The sequence below is a fragment of the Desulfovibrio sp. ZJ200 genome, from assembly GCF_011039095.1.
GTDB lineage: Bacteria > Desulfobacterota > Desulfovibrionia > Desulfovibrionales > Desulfovibrionaceae > Desulfovibrio.
Genome location: NZ_JAAKEH010000005.1, coordinates 1 through 26166, shown reverse-complemented (window position 1 = coordinate 26166; position 26166 = coordinate 1). Strand labels below are relative to the sequence as shown.

24 protein-coding genes are annotated in these 26166 nt (G+C 60.5%); 19 read left to right on the top strand and 5 right to left on the bottom strand.

The genetic code is table 11. From position 1 onward, the window contains the following. Positions 1 to 96: 96 nt before the first annotated feature. From G7Y52_RS02590 to G7Y52_RS02580, 3 genes are read right to left on the bottom strand one after another with little or no spacing between them, the layout of a single operon-like run. A complete protein-coding gene (locus tag G7Y52_RS02590) occupies positions 97 to 1815 on the bottom strand; it encodes an urease subunit alpha (RefSeq protein WP_165065595.1) in 1719 nt (572 codons plus the stop codon). A 39-nt stretch (positions 1816 to 1854) separates the two neighbouring features. After that, positions 1855 to 2262 (bottom strand): urease subunit beta, encoded by a 408-nt coding sequence (gene ureB, locus G7Y52_RS02585; protein ID WP_165065592.1) that lies wholly within the window; start codon positions 2260 to 2262, stop codon positions 1855 to 1857. 36 nt (positions 2263 to 2298) lie between these two features. Beyond that, positions 2299 to 2601: an urease subunit gamma gene (locus G7Y52_RS02580; RefSeq protein WP_165065589.1), complete on the bottom strand. Its 303-nt coding sequence runs from the start codon at positions 2599 to 2601 to the stop codon at positions 2299 to 2301. 516 nt (positions 2602 to 3117) lie between these two features. Here G7Y52_RS02580 and G7Y52_RS02575 point away from each other — a divergent pair. From G7Y52_RS02575 to G7Y52_RS02545, 7 genes are all read left to right on the top strand, one after another. Beyond that, the gene (locus G7Y52_RS02575; protein ID WP_165065586.1) at positions 3118 to 4206 is read left to right on the top strand and encodes an RluA family pseudouridine synthase; all 1089 of its coding nucleotides are present in this window, start codon (positions 3118 to 3120) and stop codon (positions 4204 to 4206) included. 307 nt (positions 4207 to 4513) lie between these two features. Next, on the top strand, positions 4514 to 5878 hold the full coding sequence (gene der / locus G7Y52_RS02570) for a ribosome biogenesis GTPase Der (protein WP_165065583.1): 1365 nt from the start codon (positions 4514 to 4516) through the stop codon (positions 5876 to 5878). A 165-nt stretch (positions 5879 to 6043) separates the two neighbouring features. Then, on the top strand, positions 6044 to 7174 hold the full coding sequence (locus G7Y52_RS02565; protein ID WP_165065580.1) for a branched-chain amino acid ABC transporter substrate-binding protein: 1131 nt from the start codon (positions 6044 to 6046) through the stop codon (positions 7172 to 7174). A 177-nt stretch (positions 7175 to 7351) separates the two neighbouring features. Beyond that, entirely contained in the window at positions 7352 to 8260 is a 909-nt protein-coding gene (locus tag G7Y52_RS02560) for a branched-chain amino acid ABC transporter permease LivH (protein ID WP_165065577.1), read from the top strand. A gap of 2 nt (positions 8261 to 8262) precedes the next feature. Further along, complete coding sequence (locus G7Y52_RS02555) at positions 8263 to 9486, top strand: branched-chain amino acid ABC transporter permease (RefSeq protein ID WP_165065574.1); 1224 nt, start codon at positions 8263 to 8265, stop codon at positions 9484 to 9486. Further along, complete coding sequence (locus G7Y52_RS02550; protein ID WP_165065570.1) at positions 9483 to 10268, top strand: ABC transporter ATP-binding protein; 786 nt, start codon at positions 9483 to 9485, stop codon at positions 10266 to 10268. The genes G7Y52_RS02555 and G7Y52_RS02550 overlap by 4 nt, the downstream gene beginning before the upstream one ends. Continuing rightward, positions 10261 to 10965 (top strand): ABC transporter ATP-binding protein, encoded by a 705-nt coding sequence (locus G7Y52_RS02545; protein WP_165065567.1) that lies wholly within the window; start codon positions 10261 to 10263, stop codon positions 10963 to 10965. The genes G7Y52_RS02550 and G7Y52_RS02545 overlap by 8 nt, the downstream gene beginning before the upstream one ends. Positions 10966 to 11174: 209 nt before the next feature. Here the strand turns inward: G7Y52_RS02545 and G7Y52_RS02540 are convergent, their stop codons facing one another. Next, positions 11175 to 12281, bottom strand: coding sequence for a glycosyltransferase family protein (locus G7Y52_RS02540; protein WP_165065564.1), 1107 nt, complete (start codon positions 12279 to 12281; stop codon positions 11175 to 11177). A gap of 192 nt (positions 12282 to 12473) precedes the next feature. Between G7Y52_RS02540 and G7Y52_RS02535 the strand changes: the two genes are divergently transcribed. The 7 genes from G7Y52_RS02535 (at position 12474) to G7Y52_RS02505 (ending at position 23018) form a co-directional block, all read left to right on the top strand. Next, positions 12474 to 13064 (top strand): tetratricopeptide repeat protein, encoded by a 591-nt coding sequence (locus tag G7Y52_RS02535; protein ID WP_165065561.1) that lies wholly within the window; start codon positions 12474 to 12476, stop codon positions 13062 to 13064. A gap of 385 nt (positions 13065 to 13449) precedes the next feature. After that, positions 13450 to 14730 carry a DNA repair exonuclease gene (locus G7Y52_RS02530; RefSeq protein ID WP_165065558.1) on the top strand — a complete coding sequence of 427 codons (1281 nt, stop codon included), beginning with the start codon at positions 13450 to 13452 and terminating at the stop codon, positions 14728 to 14730. Beyond that, the gene (locus G7Y52_RS02525; protein WP_165065555.1) at positions 14730 to 18710 is read left to right on the top strand and encodes an AAA family ATPase; all 3981 of its coding nucleotides are present in this window, start codon (positions 14730 to 14732) and stop codon (positions 18708 to 18710) included. Before G7Y52_RS02530 ends, G7Y52_RS02525 begins: the two co-directional genes overlap by 1 nt. A 133-nt stretch (positions 18711 to 18843) precedes the next feature. Next, on the top strand, positions 18844 to 19020 hold the full coding sequence (locus G7Y52_RS02520; RefSeq protein ID WP_165065552.1) for a hypothetical protein: 177 nt from the start codon (positions 18844 to 18846) through the stop codon (positions 19018 to 19020). A 229-nt stretch (positions 19021 to 19249) separates the two neighbouring features. After that, positions 19250 to 20770 (top strand): APC family permease, encoded by a 1521-nt coding sequence (locus G7Y52_RS02515; protein ID WP_165065549.1) that lies wholly within the window; start codon positions 19250 to 19252, stop codon positions 20768 to 20770. Positions 20771 to 20812: 42 nt separating this feature from the next. After that, positions 20813 to 21889 (top strand): ABC transporter substrate-binding protein, encoded by a 1077-nt coding sequence (locus G7Y52_RS02510; RefSeq protein WP_165065546.1) that lies wholly within the window; start codon positions 20813 to 20815, stop codon positions 21887 to 21889. A gap of 103 nt (positions 21890 to 21992) precedes the next feature. After that, the gene (locus G7Y52_RS02505; RefSeq protein WP_165065543.1) at positions 21993 to 23018 is read left to right on the top strand and encodes a transporter substrate-binding domain-containing protein; all 1026 of its coding nucleotides are present in this window, start codon (positions 21993 to 21995) and stop codon (positions 23016 to 23018) included. 141 nt (positions 23019 to 23159) lie between these two features. Here the strand turns inward: G7Y52_RS02505 and G7Y52_RS02500 are convergent, their stop codons facing one another. Next, positions 23160 to 23402 carry a hypothetical protein gene (locus G7Y52_RS02500; protein ID WP_165065540.1) on the bottom strand — a complete coding sequence of 81 codons (243 nt, stop codon included), beginning with the start codon at positions 23400 to 23402 and terminating at the stop codon, positions 23160 to 23162. A gap of 10 nt (positions 23403 to 23412) precedes the next feature. Here G7Y52_RS02500 and G7Y52_RS02495 point away from each other — a divergent pair, with 10 nt between their 5' ends. The 5 genes from G7Y52_RS02495 to G7Y52_RS02480 all read left to right on the top strand — a co-directional run. Then, a complete protein-coding gene (locus G7Y52_RS02495) occupies positions 23413 to 23928 on the top strand; it encodes a hypothetical protein (RefSeq protein WP_165065537.1) in 516 nt (171 codons plus the stop codon). Between the two features lie 20 nt (positions 23929 to 23948). Continuing rightward, positions 23949 to 24587 carry a DUF4433 domain-containing protein gene (locus G7Y52_RS02490; RefSeq protein WP_165065534.1) on the top strand — a complete coding sequence of 213 codons (639 nt, stop codon included), beginning with the start codon at positions 23949 to 23951 and terminating at the stop codon, positions 24585 to 24587. Between the two features lie 8 nt (positions 24588 to 24595). After that, positions 24596 to 25669, top strand: coding sequence for a macro domain-containing protein (locus tag G7Y52_RS02485; RefSeq protein ID WP_165065532.1), 1074 nt, complete (start codon positions 24596 to 24598; stop codon positions 25667 to 25669). Positions 25670 to 25671: 2 nt separating this feature from the next. Further along, complete coding sequence (locus G7Y52_RS15450; protein ID WP_277424276.1) at positions 25672 to 25803, top strand: hypothetical protein; 132 nt, start codon at positions 25672 to 25674, stop codon at positions 25801 to 25803. Between the two features lie 68 nt (positions 25804 to 25871). After that, positions 25872 to 26166 (top strand): helix-turn-helix domain-containing protein (locus tag G7Y52_RS02480; protein ID WP_165065529.1); only part of this gene is annotated, 295 nt, incomplete at its 3' end.

The window sequence follows — 26166 nt, the reverse complement described above, 5'->3', positions numbered from 1 at the left end:
GAGGAAAACTGCTCTCGAAGAAGCGTGGATTCAGGAAAAAGCGCATTTTCCTGAATGATTCCGATTGAAATTGGCTAATTTCATTAGCAAAACGCTCTAACTGAAGAAGTACAACTGCCCCAGAGACACCCTTTCGACCGGCTTGACCGTGGCGTGCTCGCCGTCCACCTTCACGGCAAAGGTTTCGGGGTCCACCTCGATCCTGGGCAGCTTATTGTTGCGTATCATGTCCTGCTTGCTCAGGCCGCGGATATTGCGCACCGCTTCCAGGCGGCTGCGCAGTTGCAGCTTTTCGCCCACATTGCAGTCCAGAGCGGCCTGGGAGACGAACGTCATGCGGGTGCGGGGCAGGGCCAGGCCCATGCCGCCGAACATGCGCCGGTAACAGGCAGGCTGGGGCGTGGGCAGCGAAGCGTTGGGATCGCCCATATTGGCCCAACTGATCATGCCGCCCTTGATGATCAACTTGGGCTTGGCGCCGAAGAAGCGGGGCTCCCAGAGCACCAGATCCGCGTATTTGCCCGCTTCCACCGAGCCGATCAGATGGCTCACCCCCTGGGTGATGGCCGGATTGATGGTGATCTTGGCCACATAGCGCAGCACGCGCTGGTTGTCGTTGCCCGGTTTGTCTTCGGGCAGCGGGCCGCGGGCCGCCTTCATGGCGTCGGCGGTCTGCATCACGCGCAGCCAGTTTTCGCCCACCCGGCCCATGGCCTGCGAGTCGCTGGAGATCATGGAAATGACGCCCATGTCGTGGAGCACGTTTTCAGCAGCCACGGTTTCAGGACGCACGCGGCTTTCCGCGAAGGAAACGTCCGAGGGCACGTTGGGATTCAGGTTATGGCAGACCATGATCATGTCGAAAAGTTCGGCCTGGGTGTTGATGCCAAAGGGCAGCGTGGGGTTGGTGGAGCTGGGCAGCACGTTGGGCTGGCCAGCCACCTTGATGATGTCCGGGGCATGGCCGCCGCCCGCGCCTTCGGTGTGGAAGGTATGAATGACGCGGCCGGCAAAGGCCGCAATGGTGTCTTCCACATAGCCGGCCTCGTTCAGGGTGTCGGTGTGGATGGAAACCTGCACGTCCATATCGTCGGCTACGGAGAGAACCGCGCGGATGATGCCGGGCATGGCGCCCCAGTCTTCATGCACTTTGAAGCCGCAGGCGCCGGCTTTGATCTGCTCCACCAGGGGCAGATCGTCGCAGGCATGGCCTTTGGCCAGAATGCCCATGTTCACGGGCATGCCGTCGCAGGCCTCGAGCATTTTGGCGATGTTCCACGGGCCCGGGGTCATGGTGGTCCCGTTGGTTCCGTCCGTGGGGCCCACACCACCGCCAAAGAAGGTGGTCACACCGTTGGAAAGGGCGGCCAGGGCCTGTTGCGGCGAAATATAGTGCACATGCGTGTCAATGCCGCCGGCCGTGAGGATAAGATGCTCGCCGGTGATGGCGTCCGTGGAGTTGCCCACCACCAGATTGGGGTCCACCCCGTTCATCATGGAGGGGTTGCCGCTTTTGCCGATGCCTGCGATTTTGCCGTCGCGGATGCCCACGTCGGCCTTGACCACGCCCTGCACGGCGTCCAGCACGGTAACGTTGGTAATCACGATGTCCAGCACGCCGGCTTCACGGCTCAGGCGGGCGTCGCCGCCCATGCCGCCGCGCAGGGTTTTGCCGCCGCCGTACATGGACTCATCGCCGTAGTGACGGAGATCCTTTTCAATTTCAATGTAGAGATTTGTATCCCCGAGCCGTATTTTGTCGCCCACGGTGGGGCCGAACAAGGCCGCATGTTCCTTGCGGGAAATGGTTGGCATATAAAGACTCCTTGAAACCGCGCCCAACGCGGTTGCTGCTTACTGCCTGGCGTTCCTGAAACCGAGTTTGTCGGCGCGTTCCTCGTTGATCACCCGCTGGTGCTCATCGCCGGTCCAGCCGTCCACGAGATTGTTGAAGCCGTAGGTTCCGGACGTGCCGCCGATGGCTATCAGAGACACGGTTTTCTCGTCGCCGGGCTCAAAGCGGATGGCGGTAGTGGAGGAAATGTTCAAACGCATGCCGTAGGCGGCGTGGCGGTCGAATTCCAGGGCCCGGTTGACTTCAAAAAAGTGAAAATGGGAGCCCACCTGGATGGGCCGGTCGCCGGTGTTGCGCACTTTCACATCCACTGTTTTACGTCCGACATTGAATTCAATGGGCTCTTCAGCCAGAATCAGGCCGCCCACAGATGTTTTTTCCGATGCGCTTGTATTGTCATTGTCCATGATCTTTTCCTTGGAGCATTGTACAAGTGAAATGCTCTAGTTAATGGGCTGGTGAATGGTGATGAGCCGGCTGCCGTCAGTGAACACGGCTTCAACCTGCACGGCAGGGATCATGTCTGCCACGCCTTCCATGACATCGTCGCGCTTGAGCACTTTGCGGGTTTCGGCCATGACCTCTTCCACGCTCTTGCCGGCACGCGCTTCTTCCAGAGCCGTGGCGGAAAGCACGGCCACGGCCTCGGGATGGTTGAGCTTCAGCCCTTTTTCCTTACGCTTGAGCGCCACGCTCGCCAGGGAATGAATCATGAGTTTGTCAATTTCACGCGGGGTGAGATGCATATATACCTCCTTGGCGTCATGATCATTGCAATGGCGCCATTCGTGTTGCGCAGACGGATATGTCTTCAGGCGCGCACGCGCGCATGCCTGCTGCCAAAAATGCGTTTCCTCCGCCTCGTGCAGAACTGAATTTACTATCCTGTATTGCGTGCAGAATCTTCCTATTTACAGTAATATCAGCTTGTTGATGCAGACTTACAAGCTGTCATGTCTTTTTTATGGAACAAATTTATAGAAATGTCTATAAGAATATAAGTAAAATAATTTTTTATATGCAGACAGGCATTCTGATTTCTGACTTTCAGGCAGGTACAGTATACAAAAAAATTTCAAGTATTTTCCTGGTGTTGCAATAAGTTATCTGCCTGTTCTTGAGGGATTCACCTTTGCGATGATTTTCGTAAAAAATTCATTTGACTTTTCCATGGTTGAGAAAGGATTTTCACTCTAAACGTCATGCCTTCTGCCCCATCTCCTGCTTGACGGCCAGCGCGCTTTGGGGTCAAAGTATTCTGTATGCCATCGGACGACACCCCGGCTCCGGCCCCTGATCCGGCCTCCAGCATTGCCGTCACTGACAGCCCTGTTGTGAGCGAGGCTGAAAGCGGCCAGAAACTTCTTCAATTTCTGCAACGCAGGCTCAATCTGCCGCCCGCTTTGCTGCACCGTTGGGTGCGCACCGGCCAGATACGGATCAACGGCGGTCGCTGCAAGCCTTTTGCCCGCGTGCGCCGCGACGACGTGATCCGCCTGCCGCCCTTTGCCCTGAAAATGGCGGCGCAAAGCAGTGGGAGCGCGGAACGGGATTTTGCAGGCCGCGCGCTTTTACCGGAACGCATGGCTTTTCCGGTCGCGGCTTCCCCGGCTTCTTTGCCGCCGCCTGTGATTGTCCGCGCTGAAGGCCCCATTTGGGCCGTGTTCAAGCCCGCGGGCCTGCCGACCCACCCCGGCACCGGCCACAGCGACAGTCTGGTCACCCGGCTTGCGGCTCACCATGCGGGCGCGACCTTCAAGCCAACGCCCGCGCACCGCCTGGACAAGGATACATCCGGCATTTTGCTGGTGGCCGCCAGTTTCGAGGCTCTGCGCGAGATACAGCAGGCCATGCGCGAGCGCGCCGTGATCAAGGAATATGTGGCCTGGGTGCGCGGCCGTTGGCCCTGTGCCGAGACGCGCCTTTTGCGCCACCATCTGCGCAAAAGCTTTGAGCGCGGTTATGAAAAAATGCGTGCCGTAAAAAGCAGCGACAATGACCATTCCGCGCGGGAAGCCCTGTGCCTGGCCCGGCCTTTGCGCGTGCAAGAACAGGAAAGCCTCTTGCTGATTCGTCTGCTCACGGGCCGGACCCATCAGATACGCGTGCAGTTGGCAAGCCTGGGGCATCCCGTGCTCGGCGACGCCAAATACGGAATGCCCGAAGACAGCGCGGCGGGCCGCATGTATCTGCACGCTTTGCGCATCGTCCTGCCGCGGGGAGAGGTTTTTGCCTGCCTGCCGGAATGGCCCGGGGGACGCGCGCTGCATGCCTTGCCCGACTGTCTCGATCTCTCCGGCTCCGAATATCCGCAGGTTCCCGACGCCGGGCTTTCTTTTGAGCGGGGATGATGGTAAACAGGCTTTCCGGGCTGCCGCTTTGCAAAGCGGCATGGCAGCGCAGATGTTCAATATCCTGTAGTGCAGGTCAATCCTGCCGTTGCGCTGAAAAAGCGTTTATGGCTGAACCGACGGCCGCAGTGCGGCGCAGTGCCGTTCAGGCCGCCTGAGCGCGCCTGCGCAACGAAACTCGCTCCAACGCACACATCCAACACTTTAAAAAGACGGCTTTGTTTCCTGCGCACGCGCGCGGCCTTCCCGACTCCCGGGTTTCCCGTGCGCAGTGAACGATCCGGCTTTTAGAAAAGGCCCTCTCCGTATGTCCCAATCGCTTCCCTGTATTGTCCTGGTGGGCCGGCCCAATGTGGGCAAATCCACCCTGTTCAACCGTTTGATCCGCAGCAACCGTGCCATCACTCACGACAGGCCGGGCATCACGCGCGATCGCATGGAAGGCCTGGTGCGCCGCAAAGGCTTGCCCGCCTTCGGCATTGTGGACACCGGCGGCATCACCCTGGACGCGCACGCCGCCGTCACCGAAGGCCCTGAGGGCATCCGCGGTTTTGAGCAGGACATTCTGAATCAGGCCGAGGACGCTCTGGCCGGAGCCGCGGTCGTGGCTTTCGTGGTGGACGGGCGCGACGGCCTGCTGCCTCTGGATGAGTATCTGGCCGCGCATGTGCGGCGCAAAGGCCTGCCCACGCTCTGCGTGGTCAACAAGGTGGACGGCGCGGAACGCGAGGACGAGCAGACGGCCGAGTTTCACAGTCTGGGCTTTCCTCTGGTGGCCGTTTCAGCCGAGCACGGCCATAATCTGCGCGCTCTGGTCGAGGATCTCGCCGCCATGCTTCCCGAAGCAGCATGCCCGGCCGAGCCCCCGGCCCCTCCTGCCCTGCGCCTGGCCATGCTGGGGCGTCCCAACGCGGGCAAGTCCTCGCTGATCAACGCTCTGTCCGGCGAGCAACGGATGATCGTCTCCGACGTGGCGGGCACCACCCGCGACAGCGTGGACGTGCGCTTTGCAAAGAACGGCCTGGAATACGTCTTTGTGGACACTGCGGGCGTGCGCCGGAGGACCAGAATCACGGACAACGTGGAAAAGTATTCGGTCAACGCGGCCATCAAATCCAGCACCAAGGCCGACGTGACCCTGCTCGTGCTGGACGCCGCGGAAGGTGTGAGCCAGCAGGACAAGCGGCTCATGGACATGCTGGATACCCGCAAGACTCCTTTCATGGTGCTGATCAACAAATGCGATCTCGTGCCCCGCGGCTCGCTTGCCCAGCTCAAAAAAAACGTGACGGAGTTGCTGGCTTTCTGCGGGCATGTGCCCATGCTGCCGGTTTCCGCGGCCAGCGGCAAAGATCTTCATAAAATTCTGCCTCTGGCCCGAAAAATTCATGAGGAATGTTCGATCCGCATCCCCACCGGCCAGCTCAACCGGGCCATGGAAGAAGTGCTGACCCGCCATCAGCCGCCGGTCGTCAAAAGAGTGCGGGCCAAATTCTTTTATCTGACCCAGGCGGAAACCGCGCCGCCGACCTTTGTCTTTTTCGTGAGCGATGCCGAAAGGGTGCCGGAAAGCTATACCCGCTACCTGGAGCGCGCGCTGCGCAAAATATTCGGCATCAGCCATGCGCCCATGCGCATTCATCTGCGCTCCAGCCACAAGAAGAAAAGCTGAGCGGCGGTGCATGTGCGCAAAACGCATTGACACGGCTTTGGCAATAATGCAATAGAGAGATCTTATCCATGCGCGGATGCGGCGGCTGCCGCTTTCGCGTCAGCAGAGCAGTTTCAAAGTGAAACCGCTCTGTCCGCGCACACATTTTTCCCGGAGGATGGGCAGATGAAAAAATGCATGACCTGGCTTGCGGCAATGGCGCTCTGCGTGGCTGCCGCCGCGCCCGCGATCGCCGCGGAATCCATCAAGATCGGCGTGCAGGGAGCCCATTCCGGCGATCTGGCTTCCTACGGCGTGCCGAGCCTCAACGCCGCGAAGCTCGTCATTGATGAAGTGAACGCCAAAGGCGGCATTCTGGGCCGTCAGCTCGAGCTGGTCGCCCAGGACGACCAATGCAAGCCCGAACTGGCCACCAGCGCGGCTACCAGACTCATTTCCGACAAGGTGGCCGTGGTCATGGGCCCGATCTGCTCCGGCGCCACCAAGGCCACCCTGCCCCTTTACGCCGAGGCTCGCATCGTGGCCATGTCCCCTTCCGCCACCACCCCGGAGCTGACCGCGGGCGGCAAGAATCCCTTCTTCTTCCGCACCATTGCCAACGATAATGCCCAGGGCCGCCTGACCAGCGACTTCATGCTCAACAATCTCAAGGTCAAAAAAGTCGCCTACCTGCATGATAACGGGGATTACGGCAAGGGCTTTGCGGACATCAACCGCGCCCACCTGGAAAAGGCCGGCGTGGAAACAGTGCTTTTTGAAGCCGTGACGCCGGATGCCGTGGACTTTTCCGCTGTGGTGCGCAAGCTGCGCCGGGCTAAGCCCGATATTCTGGTTTTCGGGGGCTACCAGCCCACAGCCTCCAAACTGATCCAGCAGATGCGCCGTGATCGGGTGACCACCCCCGTGCTCGGCCCGGACGGGCTCATGGACGAAGCCTTCATCAAAATGGCCGGCAAGGACAGCGAGGGCGTCTACTCCTCCTATCCCAAAGACACCCGCAACCTGCCCGAGTTCAAGCACGCCCGCGAAGCCCACGTCAAGCAATTCGGCGTGGAGCCCGGCTCTTTCTACTACAATGCCTATTCGGCCATGCTGGCCCTGGTCAACGCCATTGAAAAAAGCGGCAGCACGGACACGGACAAGATTATCGAAGCACTGCACACCGCGCCGGTCAAGACGCCGCTCGGCACGCTTACCTTCAGCAAGACCGGAGATGCGGCGGGCATGGGGCTTTCCATCTATCAGGTCAAAGACGGCAAATTCGTGGAGCTTGATCACAGCATCACCCTTGAGTAAGCATTGGGGGCGCGGTTCGCCGCGCCCCTTTTCCGCTGTGTGCCGCTTTGCGGGGCCTGCCAGGGGGCCGATCCGCCGCTTTCCACCCGCCGCGGACTGCGAGCGGTCTGAATTTGAATCGCTCTGGACTGTCGGCGCGCCCGACAAGTGGGCGGGCGCAGGCCCGCGCGGGAAAATATGGATATACAATTCTTCATAGAACTCTTTTTCGGGGGGCTGACCCGGGGCAGCATCTACGCCCTGATCGCCCTGGGCTATACCCTGGTTTACGGGATCATTGAGCTCATCAACTTCGCCCACGGCGAAATCTACATGCTCGGCGCATTCACCGCGCTGCTGGTTGCCGGGGCCCTGGGCGTTTACGGCTTTCCGGCAGGCGGCATCTTGATCGTGGCCGCGCTGGTGGCCATTCTGTGGTGCGCGGCCTACGGCTTTACCCTGGAGAAAGTCGCCTACAAGCCCTTGCGCGGCGCTCCCCGCCTCTCGCCGCTGATTTCAGCCATCGGCATGTCCATCTTTTTGCAGAATTATGTGCTGCTGGCCCAGACCTCGGACTTTGTTCCCTTCCCGCGCCTTTTGCCGGACATGGAATTTCTGGAGAGCATCGACTACGTCATGGGGCCCAGCGACTTTCTGATCCTGCTGGTCAGCACCCTGGCGATGATCGCGCTTTCGCTCTTCATCCGCTTCACCCGCATGGGCAAAGCCATGCGCGCCACGGCCCAGAACCGCAAAATGGCCCTGCTGCTCGGGATCAACGCGGATCGGATCATCTCCCTGACTTTCATCATTGGCTCGGGTCTGGCCGCGCTGGGCGGCGTGCTGATTGCCTCGCACATGGGCCAGGTCAATTTCGGCATCGGTTTTCTGGCCGGGCTCAAAGCTTTTACCGCGGCCGTGCTGGGCGGCATCGGCTCCATCCCCGGGGCCATGGTCGGCGGCCTGGTCCTGGGCCTGGCCGAAAGCTTTACCACCGGCTATTTTGCCGGCAACTATGAAGACATCCTGGCTTTCGCCATTCTGATTCTGATTCTGATTTTCAGGCCCGACGGCATTCTGGGCAAAGCCAAGGTGCAAAAGGTATAGGCATGCGGCGTTCACTCAAAGCCCTGCTGACGGCTCTCTGGTTCATGCTGCTCACCCTGCCCGTCATGGGCATCAAGCTGAATACGCTTGATAAAAGCGTGCAGTGGCGTTTTGACCGCATTCTCTGGCTGGGCCTGGGCGTGTTTGTTCTTGCGCTGATCTGGGACTGGTGTTTTTCACGCAAGGCCAAAGGGCTGCCGCTGCTGTGTCTGCCCGCCGGGCTGGACGCCGGGCTGCGCTCCCTGCCGGGCGGCAAGCCCTGGCTGAAGACAGCGGGCCTTGCGGTGCTCGGCGTGATCATGCTGATCATGCCTGTGCTCGGCTCCTTTTACCAGACCAATATCATGATTTCGGCTCTGCTCTATGTGATGCTGGCCCTGGGCCTGAACATCGTCGTCGGCCTGGCGGGTCAGCTGGTGCTGGGCTATGTGGCCTTTTATGCCGTGGGCGCATATACCTATGCCCTGCTCAATCAGTTTCTGGGCTGGGGTTTCTGGGCCTGTCTGCCCGCGGGCGGCATTGTGGCCGTGCTCTTCGGCCTGGGGCTCGGCTTCCCGGTGCTGCGTCTGCGTGGGGATTATCTGGCCATCGTCACTCTTGGCTTCGGCGAAATCGTGCGTCTTTCCCTGCAGAACTGGACCAGCCTGACCGGCGGCCCGCGCGGCATAAGCGACATTCCCCGGCCCGGCCTGTTCGGCCTGCAGATGGACATCAACGCCTCCACCACCTATGTGTATTATCTGGTGCTGGCGGCTGTGGCGATCACAATCATCGTGATCTACCGGCTCAAGAATTCGCGGGTGGGTCTTGCTCTGCAAGCCCTGCGCGAAGATGAAATCGCCTGCGAGGCCATGGGCGTGGACATCACCCGCGTCAAGCTCTCGGCCTTTGCCCTGGGCTCCTGCTGGGCCGGTTTTGCGGGGGTTATTTTCGCGGCCAAGACCACCTACATCAATCCCTCCAGCTTTACGTTCATGGAATCGGCCATGATCCTCTCCATGGTGGTTTTGGGCGGCATGGGTTCCATATCCGGGGTGGTTATCGCGGCCATGATTCTGATCCTTGCCCCCGAATATCTGCGCGCCTTTTCCGAATACCGAATGCTGATCTTCGGCGCGATCATGGTGGTTATGATGATCTTCAGGCCGCAGGGGCTGATCAGCGGCGAACGCCGCCGCTACCGGATCAGCGGCCTGGAGCGGGCCAAGAGCGGAGGCCGGGCATGAAACCGGTGCTGGAAGTCACAGGTCTTTCGCAGGATTTCGGCGGCCTGCGCGCGCTGAACGATTTGGATCTGCATGTGGACGCCAATGAGATCGTTGCTCTGATCGGGCCCAACGGCGCGGGCAAAACCACGTTTTTCAACTGCGTCACCGGCATTTACACGCCCACTGACGGCAAAATGTACCTCCATGCCGCGGACGGCGAAAGGCAGTTGCTCAACGGCAAAAAGCCGCACACGATCACGGCCCTGGGCATGGCGCGCACCTTTCAGAACATCCGGCTGTTCAGCGACATGACCGTGCTGGAGAATGTCATGGTGGGCCGCCATTGCCGCACCCGCGCGGGCATTCTGGGCGCTGTGCTGCGGGACGGCCGCACCCGTCGCGAAGAGCAGGAAAGCATCGACATCAGCTATGCCCTGCTGGAAACCGTGCATTTGCAGGACCTCTGGAATGAAAAGGCCCGCAATCTGGCCTATGGCGCGCAGCGCCGCCTGGAAATAGCCCGCGCTCTGGCCACACAGCCGCGCATGCTTCTGCTGGACGAACCGGCCGCGGGCATGAACCCCCAGGAAACGCATGAGCTGGAAGAGCTGGTGCGCTTTATCCGGGACAGCCGCCGACTTTCCATTCTGCTCATTGAGCACGATATGAGCATGGTCATGTCTCTTTCGGATCGCATTTACGTCATGGAGTACGGCTCCTGCATCGCCTCGGGCAAGCCCGGCGAAGTGCGCGCCGACCCGCGGGTGATCAAAGCCTACCTGGGGGAAAGTGATGCTTGAACTCAGGGATGTGGATACCTACTACGGCAACATCCAGGCCTTGCGCGGCGTCTCCCTGCGCGTGGACGACGGCGAAATCGTCACCCTGATCGGAGCCAACGGCGCGGGCAAGTCCACCACGCTGATGACCGTCTGCGGCATCAACCGGCCCAGGCGCGGCGAGATCTTCTGGAACGGCGCGCCGATCCACGAGTTGCCGCCGCATGAAATCGTGGCCCTGGGCATCTCTCAGGTGCCGGAAGGCCGCCTGATCTTTCCGGATCTGAGCGTGCGCGAAAACCTGGACCTGGGCGCGTTTCTGCGCAGCGACACGCAGGGCGTCAAAGAGGATCTGGACTATGTTTTCAGCCTCTTCCCCATTCTGGCCGAGCGCCGCCGCCAGGCGGGCGGCACGCTTTCCGGCGGGGAACAGCAGATGCTGGCCATCAGCCGCGCGCTGATGGCCCGGCCCAGGCTTCTTTTGCTGGATGAGCCCTCCCTGGGCCTGGCGCCGATTATCATTCAGCAGATCTTCGCCATCATCCGCAAGGTCAATGCCGACGGCACCACAGTCTTTCTGGTGGAGCAAAACGCCAATCAGGCCCTGCGCATCGCGCACCGCGGCTATGTCATGGAAAACGGCCGCATCGTCATGGAGGACACAGCCGCCAGGCTGCTTGAGAGTGAAGAGGTGCGCAGCGCCTACCTCGGCATGTAGGCCAGGCAAGCCCGGGTCATCCGGGCGCGCTTTGAAGGCAATACACTGCACCGGCAAGCCCATATCGCGGGCCGGCCGGTCGTACTCCACGCCTTCGGGCATGACCTTGCCCGCTCGCAGCGCGACTTCCGCCGCAGATATATGCCCATGCGCCCCGCATGACTGGCCGGTTCAGCCGAAAATGCCGCAACGGCGCAGCCGCGCGATCGTCAATGGCGCGGCTGCCCTGTGCCGTGTTCTTCCACGCCGGGAGCGCCGCTCAGCGGCAGACTGCCGTGCCGGATAAAATACTCCGTGAGGCCAAAAACCAGGTCGTTGCCGCAGAAAGTCCCTGCGGCAATGGCAGCTTTATACCGGGGCAGATTCTCCTCGAAACGCCGCAACAGGCCTGGTTCCAGGCCGTACATGTCGGCCTGCATGCCGTAGCCCAGGCGCTCCACATACAAGGCATTGAAACGCTGTTCCACCATAGCCTTGAGCGGCAGGGTCAGGATAGGCTTGCCCAGGTGCAGGGCTTCGCTCATCAGGGTATGACCGCCGCCCAGAATAACGTAGGAGCAGCCTTCCAGCAGGCGCAAAAAGCCTTCTTCGCTTTTTTGCATGAAGATCACATTGCCCTCGCGGCCCTCCGTGCGATCATAGCCATACACATAGCAGAGGCGATCCGTGGCCGCGCGCAGAAAATCCACCAGCTTTCGGTGCGTGGAATTGCTTTGGTAGACCAAAACATGCCCGTCGTCGCGCGGTCTCAGGGCCAGCACGCTCTCGCGCAATATGGGCGGGGCGATCCGCGCCTTGTAGCGGGGCAGCACCGGCGGCGCATAAAAGGAGATGATCAGGTTTTCGTCCGTGGGCCGGAAAAGATGCCGCGGGGTGAGGCCCTGCGTAAATGCATCCCACCACATATTGCGCGGCAGATCGTGGCGGCAGCAGGTCAGCACATGCTGATGATCCAGGGTCAGACAGGGCAGGCCCGCGCGTTCGGCGGCCCGCGGAACGAAATATTCGAGGTCGGTCATGCAGACGTCGGGCCGGAACGCCTCCATGATCCGCAGGGCCTGCTCAATATAACGCTCACGGCGCAGAAGCAGGGGCACGGCCCGGGCGATGGTGGCGCTCAAATCCACCTTGTAATTTTTGAATACGGTTCCCAGATTGGGCAGCCGGCGAACCTCAAACTCGGGCTCCAGCACCTTTGGCGCGTCGTCGTCAGCCACGAACAGGAATTCATGGCCGGAGAGCCGACGGGCTATGGTCAGGCCGCGCATGGCGTGTCCATGCCCGGTGCCGTGGATGCCGTAAAGTACGCGCGCCATACTGTTCCTTTGCCGCCGTGGAAGGTGCGCGACAAACCTATCAACGCGCGCTCCGCGCGTCAATGGAAGGAGACAGGCCGGACAGGGCTGACCATCTTATGCGGCAGCCCTGTGCGACACGACGTTCCGGCTTGCTCTCCGAAAATGAATGGGGCATACTTGGGAAATAGCCGAGTGTACGGGAGCCGAATCATGAATATACGTAAAATCCGCGAAGATTTGGGGCGGGTCAAAACAAGCTGCATGCGCCGCGACTTCCCGCGTGCGCTCTTCCTGGCCATTACCGCCTTGAAGGAATTGGGCGGGATGAACGCGCCCGCGGATGTGCGCGGCGATTTCCGCGAGGCTCTGACAGTGCTGATCTCCACTCCTGAATTCAAAAAGGCCTACAGCCGCCCGGTGAGCTATCAGCCGGGCGCGGAACGCGCGCTGCTCAGCCTGTTCATCGGGCTTTACAAGGAGCTCAAGGGACAGGAGGATCAGGAAGATTACGAGACCACGCTCCAGCGCAAGCTCAATCTGGATCGCCTTCTCAAGGAAGGCAGATTCTATCTTGCGCAGGGCAAAGCCTCGGAAGCCGACGCCAGCTTTGCCCAGGCCCTTCAGTACGTCAAAAACGAAACCGCGGTCTTTGCCCTGATGGCCAAAGCCATGATGGAGGCGGGCGAATATGTGCGCGCCTTGGGCCATATCCGCAACGGCCTGAAAGTCACGCCTCAGGATGCCGAGCTGTTCCGTCTGGGCGAGGAGTGCAAGCGCCTGCGCGCCGCATCCGGCAAGTAACGGCTTTGGCCACACTGCGGCGGGCGAGGCTTTGCCCTGGCCGAGGCATTGCGCCCGGCCCCGCCGGTAACTGCCGCCCCCGGCAGATCCTGACGCCTGGGCGCTCTTTCCCGGACACAGCCCTGGTTCTTTATATCCCGCGCCTGCTCTTGCGCCCCTGAGCGGCCGTCCGGCCCCTCGCCTGCGGCGTATGCTTCCTGCCCGTGACAGCCCGGCATCGTTTTTTTGCCTGTCTCACGCTCCAGACGCGCGCCGATCGATCGTGATCCGAAGACGCGGCGGAAAAATGCCGACGCCCCTATCCCGCGCTTGTCAGATCTTTTGAAAAAGTCTAGATTTTTTACTTCCGTTCGTTCTTCCACCTTCCGCAAGCGAGTTATTGCGCATGGACGTTATTCGGTACATCCACGCGGCTGATCTGCATCTGGATACGCCCTTCCAGGGCCTTTCCCGCGAGGCCGCGCAAGGAAACCATCTGGCCCGCCTGCTGCGCGAAGCCACGTTCACGGCCCTGGAGCGGCTGTTCCGCTTTTGCGAGACTGAAAAGCCGGATTTTCTGGTGCTCGCCGGGGATATCTACAACCAGGAAAACCACAGCGTCAAAGCCCAGCTCAAGCTGCGCGACGGCTGCGAGCGTCTGAAAAGCCTCGGCATCCGCGTTTTTCTGGCCCACGGCAATCACGACCCGCTGGCCTCCCGCCTTGCGGCCGTGCAGTGGCCGGACAACGTCACGATTTTCGGCCCCGAGCCCTCGCGGCATGTCCTGAAAAAAAACGGCGCGCCTCTGGCCGTCATTCACGGCATCAGCCACGCCAAAGCCAGGGAGGGCCGCAATCTGGGCCGCCTGTTCGAACGCGATCCGGCGCATGACTGTTTTCAGTTGGGCGTGCTGCACTGCACTGTGGACGGCGAAAGCAAGGCGGATCGCTACGCCCCCTGCTCCCTGGATGATCTCAAATCCACCGGCCTGGACGCCTGGGCCCTCGGGCATGTCCACGAACGCAAAACGCTCTGTGAAAGCCCGTTTATCGCCTATTCCGGCAATGCCCAGGGCCTGCACGTCAACGAGGCGGGCCTGCGGGGCTGCCTGCTGGTCACGGTCGCGCCCAGGGGTGACGCCTTTGCCTGTGAGGCTTCTTTTCTGCGCCTGGGACCGGTCCAATGGGAAAGGTTCGAGCTTGATCTGGAAAACGTGGAACATCTGGACGAGGTGGAACGCCGTTTGACGCAATTGCTGGAACAGGCCGGGGAAGCAACCGAGCCCGGCTGCGAAGCGATTCTGGCCCGGGTGTCCCTGAAAGGCCGAACCCGGCTGGACGCCGTGCTGCGGGATGCCGCCAATCAGGAAGATCTGGCTGAACGTCTGGCTCACCTGAACACCGGCGTCCCCGGAATCTGGCTCAAGGATCTGCGTGTGGAAACAGCGCCCCTGGGGGATCGCGCCGAATATCTCCAGCGCGAGGATCTGCTGGGCGAGGCATTGCGCCTGAGCGAACGCATGCGCCACAGCAACGAGGCCCTGCGCGAAGTGAGCGATCCGGCTCTGAACCCGCTTTTCGGGCATAGCCGTCTGCGCAAGGTTCTCAGCCGCCCGGATGACGCGCAAATGCAGGTCCTGCTGCATGAAGCGGAACGCCTGTGCATGGATTTGCTGGAGGCCCGCTGATGCATATCCGCTCCTTTCACATTGACGGTTTCGGCATTTTTTCCGACGTGCGGGTGGAAGCCCTTTCGCCCGGTCTGTCTGTCTTTCTGGGCCAGAACGAAGCGGGCAAGTCCACATGCCTGGAATTTCTGCGCGCCATGCTCACCGGCTATCCCGATCCGCGCAGCAGGGAGGCCCGCCGCAGCCATGCCCCCCTGCGCGGCGGCACGACCGGCGGCAGTCTGGTGCTGTGCGCCGAGGGCCGCGAGCCCCTGCACCTCACGCGGCGGCCCGGCGGCAACGGCGGCGTGCTGACCGTGAGCGGGGCGGACGGCACGATGCTCCAGCCCGAGCTGCTGCAGCAACTGCTTTTCGGCGTGAGCCGGGAGGTTTACCGCAATGTCTTCGGCTTCAGCCTGAGCGAGCTGGAGCGTTTTGAAAGCCTGAGCGCCGAAGGCGTGCGCAACGCGCTGTACGGCGCAAGTTTCGGCCCGGGACTGCGTTCGCCCGGCGACGCGCTGAAAATCCTGGAACGGCAGGCCGAGGATATTTTCAAAAGCGGCGGCGTAAAACCCCCGCTGAACAAGGCCTTGAGCCAACTGGAAGAGTTGCGCGGCAAGATCCGTGACGTGGAGGAGGAGTGCGCCGGTTTTGACGCCCTGGCTCTGGATCTTTCGCAAAAAAAAGAAACCCTCGCGCAACTGCGCCAGCGCAAAAGCGCTTTGGAGGGGGAGCGCCGCCTGCTGGAGCGCCGCCTGGGCGTCTGGCGGCAATGGGATGAATGGCGCATGCTCTGCGCGCGCCTGGAGGGCCTTGCGCCGGTTGACGAAAGCTTCCCCGAGGACGGCGCGGCCCGCCTGGCGCGCGCTCAGGAAGCGCGGGATTCCTGCGAGCGGCAATGGGCCGCGCATTGTGAAAAACGTGTGCGCCTGCGGGCGAGGCGCGACGCGGTACATGTGGATCAAGGCCTGCTCGACGCCCTGCCGCAATTGCGTATTTTATCCGAACGCAAAAGCAGTTTCCGCCAGGCCCTGACGGCCTTGCCCGTCCAGGAGGAAAGCTGCAAACGGGCACAGGCGGATCTGGAGCGCGAACTGGCCCGCCTGGGCCCGGACTGGAGCTGTGAGAGGATTCGCGCCACGGATCGCTCCCTTTTCGCGCGCGAGGATCTGGAAAAACAAGCCAGGGAAATGACTGCGGCGGACTCGGCCCACCGGGCTGCCGTGGACGCGCTGAGCAAGGCCAACCGCGCGGTGGAAACAGCCGGGCGCGACGTGGCTGCGGCCAGAGAGGCGCTGGCTCTCCTGCCCGTGCCCCTGGCCGCCCTGCCGGACGAGGCCCGCGACAATCTGCGCCAGGCCCTGGCCCGGCTGGAAGACGGCCGCCGCCAGTTGCCGGGCCGGGAGCGCGCCCTGCACAATGCGCGCACGGCCTTTGCCCGGGCCTATGATCCCCTGCGCCTGTCCGCCCAGTCCGTCCCGCAGCCCGACGAAGCGCTGGACGCCCTGCTCGCCCGGCAGGAAGAGGCCCTCACGCTGGCCGTTGACGTTCAGGAACGTCTGCGCGAAGCCGCCGAAGCGTCGCTGGCCGTGCAGCAGGCCGAAGAGCAGGTGGAGACGATCAAGAGCCGCATGGAACAACTGCGCGAGGAGCAACGCAACGTCAGCGGCCCGAGCCGCGAGGCCCTGGACGGGCGCGCCGCCGCGCTGCGCTCCTTGCGGGCCCTTTCCGCCAACCTGACCACAGAGCGCGAGCGCCTGCAGGAGCTGGACAACCGCATCAGCAACGAGCAGGCGCCCTCGCCGGTCAAAAGCCTGCCCCTGCTGGTAGTGGGCGCGCTTTTGATCCTCGCGGGCGCGGGCATTCTGCTGGGCTATTGGCGCTGGGGCCTGACCAGCCTGCCCTTGACTGACACCCTGGCTCTGCCTGTAAGCCTCTGGTCCGGCTATCTGGTGTTGGTCTGCGGCGTGGGCTTTCTGGCCGGAGGGCTGCCGCGCAGCGGTCCTGAAGCCAAGCGCCACCGGCGGGAGATGGATCAACTGCGCAACCGGCGCGAAACCTGCGCCCTGCATGTGGCCGAATTGGGCGAGCAGGCCCGCCAGCTTTGCGCGGCCGCCAATGTGGAGAGCATGGACCCGGTGACCCTGGAAGCCACGGAAATGCTGCTGGAGCGCGAACGCGAACAATGCTTCAACGAAGAGCGTTCCCGTAAGGATATGAACGCCTTGAAGCGGGAAATGGACGCCGCCGCAACCCAGGTCAGCGCGCAGCAGGGCAGGCGTCATGAATTGGAAAGCGTGGTGCAGCAGACCCGTCGCCGCTGGCACGAGTTCATGCTCAGCCTGCATGTGAGCACTGTTCCGGCTCCTGAAGGCGCGGCGGCCTTTTTTGCCCGGGCGGAATCCGCCCGCCTGGCTTTCAGCGGCCTGGCCGCGGCTGAAGCCGAGTTGCGCGCCCTGGAAGAAGACCTGCGGGAGCAGGAAAACCAGATGCGCGCGGTGCCCGCCGTGGCCGAACGCCTTGCAGACCGGACGGACAGCGCCGCTCTGGCCGAATGCGTGCGCCAGGTGCTGGAGAGCTGCCGCGAGGCCGATGCCGCGCGCGAGCAGAGGATCAAGGCCTCTGCCGCGCTTCAGAACCGCGAGAGCGAGCTGGAGCGCGCGCAAGACATGCAAGTCGAGGCTTCGGAGCAATTACACGCGGCCGAGGAACGCTTGCGCGCGGCCCGGGAAATCTGGGGGCAATGCCTTCAGGGGCTGGGGCTGGGCGACGATCTGGACCCGGAAACCGTGCGCGAGGCCTTCAAGTATATGGAAAACTGCCTGGCAGCCGAGTCGGCATTGGAGCGTTCCCGGATGGAGCTTGCGCAGAGCCGGGAAGAACTGGCCGCCCTGCGCGACCCCTTGGCCGGGCTTCTGGCCGATCTGGGGCGAATGCCCGGCAATGCCCAGGAGACGGAGCGCGAAACGGATTGGCTGGCCGCGCTGGACGCGGCTCTGGCAGACGCGGAAAGCATGGCGGCTGCGCAGGCCGAACGCGCCCGCCTGGCCGCCCTGCTGGCCGAAGAAGAGGATGAGGTCCGCGCCTGCGAGGCCGCTCTCAACAAGGCCGCCGGCAGCGAGCGCAACCTGCTGGCTCTTGCCGGGGCTGCCGACGCCGAGGACTTTCTGCGCCTGGCCGCGCTGCGCGAGGAGCAACGCTCTCTGAGCCGCCGCTGCAAGGAGCTGGAAGACGCCCTGCGCCTGGCCGCGGACCGCCTCCCTCTGGAAGAGTTCCTCGCCTCTTTCAAGGAGGCCGAGCAGGAAAGCCAGGAAAAACGCAGCGTGGCCATTGAGGAGGAACTCAGCGGGCTTCTGGATCAGGAACAGGATCTGACCACGGCCGTGGCGGGCCTGAGCGCCAGGGTCTCAACCCTGGCCCGCGCCGACGAGCTGGCGGATCTGCGCCAGCAGGAAGCCTCGCTGCTGGAAAGCATGGAGCGCATGGCCTTTGCCTGGAGCCGCCGCGCCCTGGCCCGGGAAATCCTGCTCGCGGCCAAGCGCATTTTCGAGCGCGAGCGGCAGCCGGAAGTCATCCGCCAGGCTTCGGAAATATTCGCCCGGATCACCAACCGCCGCTGGCGGGGCATCAGCGCTTCGCTGGAAAATTCAAGCCTGAGCATTTTGCCCGAGCAGGGGGAACCTGTGGCGCCTGAAGTCTTGAGCCGCGGCACCCAGGAACAGGCCTATCTGGCCCTGCGCCTGGCCTACATCAAAAATCACGCGGCCCAGGCCGCGGCTTTGCCCGTGATCATGGACGAAGTGCTGGTGAACTTTGACCCGCAACGCGCCGAGCGCACGGCCCGCGCCTTTGTGGAGCTGACCAGCGGCCAGGATGGCCCGGCCCATCAACTGCTCTATTTCACCTGCCAGCCGCATATGGTGGAGATCCTGCGCAAAGCCGAGCCGCATTGCGCCCTGTTCAAAGTGGAACATGGAAGCATTGAGGCCGTGACGGCCTGAGGGCGTTTTGCTCATGAAATCAGCTAGAGCATTTTCACTTTGAAAATGCTCTAATTGCTGTCTCCATCCGTAGCTTCCTTCGTCGCAACGGCTGAAGCCTGGACGCGAAATGATGGCAGCGAAGTGATTGAAAATGGATATTTTCAATCAAAAAATACTTCAGGGTTCTGGCCATCTGCCGGTCATGGCCGGGGCCATGATTCTGCGCCTGGGCTGGCCGGATCGCGGCTTTTGCGCCCCGAGACCGGGAAAAACGCAAGGGCAGGCATTCGGCAACTTGCCAAAAAATGCCTTGCTGAATAGTGCGTAAGCCCTTGACGAACAGCGTCTCTACCCCCTAAGACACAGATCAGGTACCTCAAGAACCATAACACGGAGCGTTTTTTACGGTTGAAGCACAGAACGCCGGGCTGCGCCGTCGCGCCAAGCCGTTCGGCTGAGCATTTCCGGTGGTAGTATCCGGCCTGCACGTTGAGGCCGGTGTCTATCCCGAATGCCTGTACCGGCCCGATAAACAGACAATGATCTGGAGGACGCGCATGGGGGATACACCGGAAAAGCACAATCATGCGGGCGAAGTGCGTGAAGAACTGGAAAAAACGCTCCGCCCCCTGGAGGTGCTGGCCCTGGCCTTGGGCGCCATTGTGGGCTGGGGGTGTTTTGTACTGCCCGGGATACGCTTTCTGCCTGATGCCGGCCCGCTGGGAACAGTCATTGCGTTCTTTGTGGGCGCCCTGTTTCAATGCATCGTGGCTTTGAGCTACAGTTTTCTGATCAAGCCCTATCCGGTGGCAGGCGGCGCGTTTGCCTATGCCTATGCCGGTTTCGGGCCCAGGGGCGCCTTTATTTGCGGTTGGGCCCTGGTGCTCAGCTACATCTGCGTTATCGCGGCCAATGCCATGGCCATGATTCTCCTGACCCGCTATCTGTTGCCCGGCGTTTTTGACGTGGGCTATTTGTATACCATTGCAGGTTGGGACATCAATGCCGGGGAGCTGGCTTTTGTTTCCGCGGTGCTGGTGCTTTTCGGCTGGATGAATTTCCGGGGCATGGGCGCGGCCAGCGCCATTCAGGTCTTCCTCGCCTTTGCCCTTACCCTGGGCGTGCTGGTTTTGACGTTCGGCACGCTCCAGGCCGACACGTCGGCCTGGAGCAATCTGCAGCCGCTCTTCTCGGAAGACCGCTCGCCCCTGGCCAGCGTTCTGGTGGTCCTGGCCCTGACGCCCTGGCTTTACGTTGGGTTCGACACCATTCCCCAGACGGCCGAGGAGTTTACCTTTTCCCCGCACAAAGCCCGCGATCTGATGCTGCTCTCAATCATCTGCGGCGCGATCATTTACACTCTGGTGGCGCTCTGCGTGGCCGGCCTTATCCCCTACAAGGAACTTTTGAGCCAGAACCACGCCTGGGCCACAGGCTGGGTCGCAGACCAGATCTTCGGAAGATGGGGCGGCGTGGCGCTTACCGTGCCGGTGCTGGCCGGCATTCTGACAGGCATGAACGGCTTTTTCATGGCCACGACCCGGCTGCTGTTCAGCATGGGGCGCAGCAAATTTCTGCCCGACTTTTTTGCCGCGGTGCATTCCCGCTACAATACCCCCTGGAAAAGCGTGCTCTTCACCCTGGCGCTCTGCCTGATTGTGCCCTGGTTCGGTCGGGCCGCTCTGGGCTGGATTGTGGATATGTCCGCCATCGGCACGGCTCTGGCCTATTTGTTCACCGCCCTCACCGCCTTCAAATATCTGGGACAGAATCCCGAGCTGCCGGAAGCCCGCTGGGGCAGACCTGTCTGCCTGATCGGCGCGGCCACTTCCATTGTCTGCTTTGTGCTGCTGATCTTTCCCAGCTCTCCGGCGGCCATCAGCGTGCCTTCATGGATCATGCTCTTCATCTGGGTGGGACTGGGCAGCCTGTTTTATCTCAACAGACGCCAGGACTTGCTGCACATTCCTCATAGCCGGTTGCGTTATCTGTTGTTCGGCAAGTCGGATTATCCGGTGCTGTTCAAAATCTCCGCCGACGAAGAGGAAGGGGCGGAGGAATCTGTTCCCGGACAATAAGACGGCCCTGCAACAACATTTTACCATGATACGGAGAACTCTATGCGGTTGAAAAAATGCTTCGCTTTCGCTCTGTTGTCTCTGTTTTGCCTGAGCGCGGCCCTGCCCGTCCGAGCCGCGGATCTGATCAAGGTGCCCACTGCCTGGCTGCCGGGGCAGGAGGCCTTTCCCATGTGGTACGCCAAGCAGCAGGGCTGGGACAAGGAAGCCGGGCTCGACGTGCGCATGTACTCCTTTGATTCCGGCGCGGACGCTCTGCGCGCCTTTCCGGCCAAAAGCTGGGTTTTCGGCGGTCTCGGCGCCGTGCCGGCCATGCTCGGGGCATTGCGCTACAATATGAGCACCATCGGCCTGGGCAACGACGAAGCGATGGCCAACGCGGTCATGGTGCGCGCGGACAGCCCCATCCTGAAAACCAAAGGCTGCAACAAGGACTGCCCGGATATCTACGGTTCCCCTGAAAGCGTGCGCGGCAAAACCATCCTTTGCACCAGGGTCACTTCCGCGGACTATGCCCTGCACCTCTGGCTCAAGGCTCTGGGTCTGAAAGAATCCGACATCGTGCTCAAAAACCTGGAACAGGCGCCTGCCTTGACCGCCTTCGACTACAACATCGGCGACGCTGTGGTGCTCTGGGCCCCCTTCACCTTTGTGGGCGACAAGCGCGGCTGGAAAACCGTGGCCACCCCCAAGGACTGCGGCAAGCACCTGCCCATCGTGCTGGTGGCCGATACCGCCTACGCCATGCGGTACCCGGATGTGGCGAAATCCTTTCTCACCCTCTATCTGCGCGGCGTCAACTGGCTCCAGACAGCTCCCCGCCAGGAAGTGATCGCGCAATTCAAGAAATATTATCTGGAATGGCTCGGCCAGGACTACAGCACGGATTTGATCAATCTCAATCTCAAGACATATGAATTCTTCAACCTTGAGGCGCAACGCAGGCTGTTCGCCGCCGACAAAGGCCCCAGCGAAGTGCAGCAGTGGCAAAGCGAGATAGCGGAGTTTTTCACCTCCGTGGGCCTGCTCACGCAACAGAATCTGAAGGAACTCGGCAACAGTTCCTATGTGACCTCGAAATATATCGACCTCGTCACGCCGCAATCCGTGACAAAGTGACAACCTGCCGAAGTCGCGCTGTTTTTTGCAAAAACACCTGCGGGGAGGCATGCCTCCCCGCGGTGGGCGCGTCTTTTTGAACCAAAGCAAAGCGGAGAGCCATATGCGCCAGTTGCTCACACTCTGTCTGGGACTGTGCCTTATCGCCCTTCAGGTCATTCTGGGCCTTAAGGCCTTTTATCCTGAAGCGTTTGCCGACAAAACCGACGTGGTGGACGTTCTGGTGCAGGAAAAAAAACCCCTCCTGGATCAACTTTCTCCCGGTGAGCTGGCCTGGCTTACGCAGCACCCTGTCGTGATCATCGGCGCAGACCCCAATTTTTACCCGCTGGAAATGTTTGACGAACGGGGGCGGTACACTGGCCTGGGCGGAGATTATCTTCGCCTTTTGCGCAAGCTTACGGGTCTTGAATTCCGGGTTCCCCGCGTCAGGGACTGGGCCACGGTGGAGCAGCTTGCCCGCCAGAACCACATCGACATGTTCATGGCCATTGCCAAAACCGGCCGCCGCGATGAGTACATGGTCTTCACCGAGCCCTATGTGAATATGCCGGGCATCATCATGACCCGCCGGGGCAGCGGGCTGGACAAGATCGGTATTGAGGATCTCAAGGGCAAAAAGGTGGCTGTGGTCAACAATTACTCCTGGCATGACTTTTTGCGGGAGTTCCACCCCGAAATCATCCCCGTGCCCGCGGCCGACACGCTGGAAGCGCTGCAACGCGTGGTCACCGGCGAGGCCGACGCGATCATTGACTATGAATTCAATCTGATGGAGAAGATTCAGACCGGCGGCATCATGCAGATCCAGCCCGCGGGCAAGGTGAATTCGTCCTACGGCCACGCCATAGCCGTGCGCAAGGACTGGCCGGAACTTTTCAGCGTCATCTCCACGGCCCTGTCTCAAATCACGCCTGAAGAACGGCGGATTCTGGCGCAAAAGTGGCTGCACCAGCAAGACCGCCCGGCCGGGCAGGAACGCCGCCTCCAATGGATCTTCTTCTTTGTGGTGGAATCCATTCTGCTTTGCCTGGGCCTTTCCTGGCTCTGGCAGTCCCAGATGGAAAAAGCGGTGGCCCGGCGCACCAGGGAGCTGAAAGCCAGGCTGGCCGCTGCCGGGCGCGCGTAGAGCTTCGCTCGGCAAGCCTGCGCGAATTTGCACGCAAGACTGCTGTGGCAATGGCCTGCCTTTGAGATCCTGGGCCTGCAATGGCATCCCCCTGCCAGGCACGGCATTTCACCGCAAGCCGTCCTGCATGCGCGCCTGGCCTCAAGGCCCGCAAGAAATACGGCGTCGCAGCCTTTTAGAGCAGATTACCTTTAACTTTTTATGAAAGTCAAAGGTGGCATTCAGGCGAAAAACGCGGTTTTCGCCTGAATGTACGCCGCGTTGCGGCGGCTGCCGCTCTCGCGTCAGCAGAGCATTTTCAAAGTGAAAATGCTCTAACGCACGAGGATGAAGACGAATATTCTGCTGATGACACTGAAGAGCAGACGGAATAAACCATAACAAGGATAATACTATGCATCCACTTACCATGTTTCTCAAAGTTGTCGCCGAGGCTGTCAGAGCTTCCACGCCGCCTGGAAGCGCAGTCAACCAGGCTGCCAGTGGAATTAAGCAGGGCGTCGCTTTTCTTGATGCCCTCACGGCGGATACCCCCGCCAAGCAGGTACAGGCAATGGCCGCGTTGTTGTCGGAGGCCGCTTACGCTAACTCAACCTCGGAAAAAGAGCGCTTTGCCCTGACTCTTGGCAATGCCCTGATGCTGGCCCTCGAAGGCGCACAACATATTCAGACCGCAAGTCAGCCGATGCAAATCAATTCGGCTGCCGGCGCTATACCACCGTGGCTCCAGTCCTACCAAAATCAAAGCGCTCAATTCACAGCGGAACTGCAACGCTGCATGTGTGAAAGGCAGGAGCAGCAACGCCAGGCGGAGGAACATCGCCAGGCGCAACTGCTTCAACTCCAGCAGCAGGCTGCCGCAAGGGAACGTGAGCTTGCCGAACTCAAGCGCCGTCTGGGCATGTTGTAGGAATACCGACAGAGGCTGCTATGCCCGTACCCGCACAACCCAAAATCTATCACATTGTCCATGTGGACAGGCTGCCGCATATTATTGCCGCTGGGTATCTCTATTCAGACGCATATATGCACGCACAGCATGGCATGGGTACCACCATCGGCATATCCGTCATCAAGGAGCGACGTTTGACTCTTCCTCTCAAGAGTCACCCCGGTCTGCATGTGGGCGATTGTGTGCCTTTTTACTTTTGCCCCCGATCTGTCATGCTGTATTTGTTCTCCCAGAATAACCATCATGGCTTGACCTATCGGGGCGGCCAAGGCCCCATTGTCCATCTTGAGGCTGATCTGTATGCTACTATCGCTTGGGCAACGAAACAACGAAAACGCTGGGCTTTCACCTTATCCAACGCGGGTGCGTATTATTTTGAAGATTACTGCGCAACAGATGATTTGAATGCTATCGACTGGAAAGCTGTTGCGGCACGCGATTGGCAAGGGCACAAAGAGGCCAAACAGGCAGAATTTTTACTTGAACAGCACTTTCCCTGGACATTGGTTGAGCGCATTGGCGTTCAGTCTGAAGCTGTTCAGCAGCAAGTCAATATAGCGCTACGCCAAACGGACCACAAACCCCCGGTGGTTGTCTTGCCAGACTGGTATTATTGAGGTTTGTCATGATTGAATACAAGAGCGGAGACCTTCTTAGGGAAGAAGTCGACGCCATTGTCAATACCGTCAACTGTGTGGGCGCCATGGGACGCGGCATTGCCTTGCAGTTCAAAAACGCCTTTCCCGCCAATTACAAGGCCTATGAAGCCGCCTGCAAAAAAAAGGCTGTTGTGCCGGGCAGCATGTTTGTCTACGCCACGGGCACGCTTACGGCCCCACACTTCATCATCAACTTTCCTACCAAACGGCATTGGCGCGGCAAGAGCAGCCTCAAGGATATAGAAAACGGTCTGGATGATCTTGCCCGCGTGATACAGGAGCGGGGCATCACTTCCATTGCCATTCCTCCGCTGGGCTGCGGGTTGGGCGGACTGGATTGGCCCACAGTGCGGGCTGCTATTGAACAGTCCCTTTCCGGTCTGAGCGATGTGCGGATTGTCCTTTTTGAGCCCAACGGCGCTCCACACAGCAACACCATGCATCACGCCTCAAAGGTGCCGCACATGACCCCGGGGCGTGCCGCGCTGTTGGCGCTCATGGAGCATTATTTGCGGGGCCTGCTTGATCCTTTTGTCACTCTGCTTGAAGTCCACAAGCTCATGTATTTTATGCAGGAGGCTGAGGAAGACCTCAAGCTTAGGTATGAAAAAGCCCCATTTGGCCCCTATGCGGAGAATTTACGCCATGTACTGCACGCCATTGAAGGGTTCTATGTGACCGGCTATGCCGACGGAGGCGACGCGCCGGAAAAGCCCCTCAACATAGTGCCTGGCGCGGAAAAAGATGCAGCCGCCATGCTTGAACAGCACCCAGAAACGCGAGCACGCCTTGAGCGTGTATTCAGGCTTGTGGAGGGTTTTGAATCATCCTTTGGGCTGGAATTGCTGGCCTCAGTACATTGGGTGGCAACCCGCGAGGCTCCAAACTCTTTGGAGGTACTCACCCAAAGCATCTACGCCTGGAATCCTCGCAAAAGGAAATTTTCAGAGCGACAGATTGCCCTTGCCGCCAATGTATTGCAGACTCAGGGCTGGCTTGGAGCCTGGCCCACACCGCCCGCTCAACACAACCAAGGATAATTATGCCCACCAACATCAAGGAATCCGGTCTCGAATCGCTCATTGTCAGCCACCTTGTGAATGAGGGAGGCTATGAGCAAGACAGTAATGCGGACTGCGACCGCTCCCGTGCCATGAAAATGATGCTCTTTTGAAAAATAATCTACTATATTCTAGAGCAATTTGACTTTTATTTTATTTAAAAATCGTTTAGGTTGCAGAGATGAAATTTGCATCTGAAGAAATCCGAACCAAGGCTGTTCATGCGTATCTTGATGGAAAAGCAACAGCCAGGCAATTGGCAGATATTTTAGGGTATACCCCGGCTAGCATCTGCAATTGGGTCAGAGCTTACCGTGAAAACCAACAATTATCAGCCAAACCCAATGGTCATCGTCCAAGTTGTTTCTCATGCGAGGAGATTCGGGAATTGCAAGCCCTTCTTGATAAAAATGGTGATATGACGCTTCAGGAAATTAAAGAGCATTTTAATAAATCCTGTTGCCTGGCTGCCATCC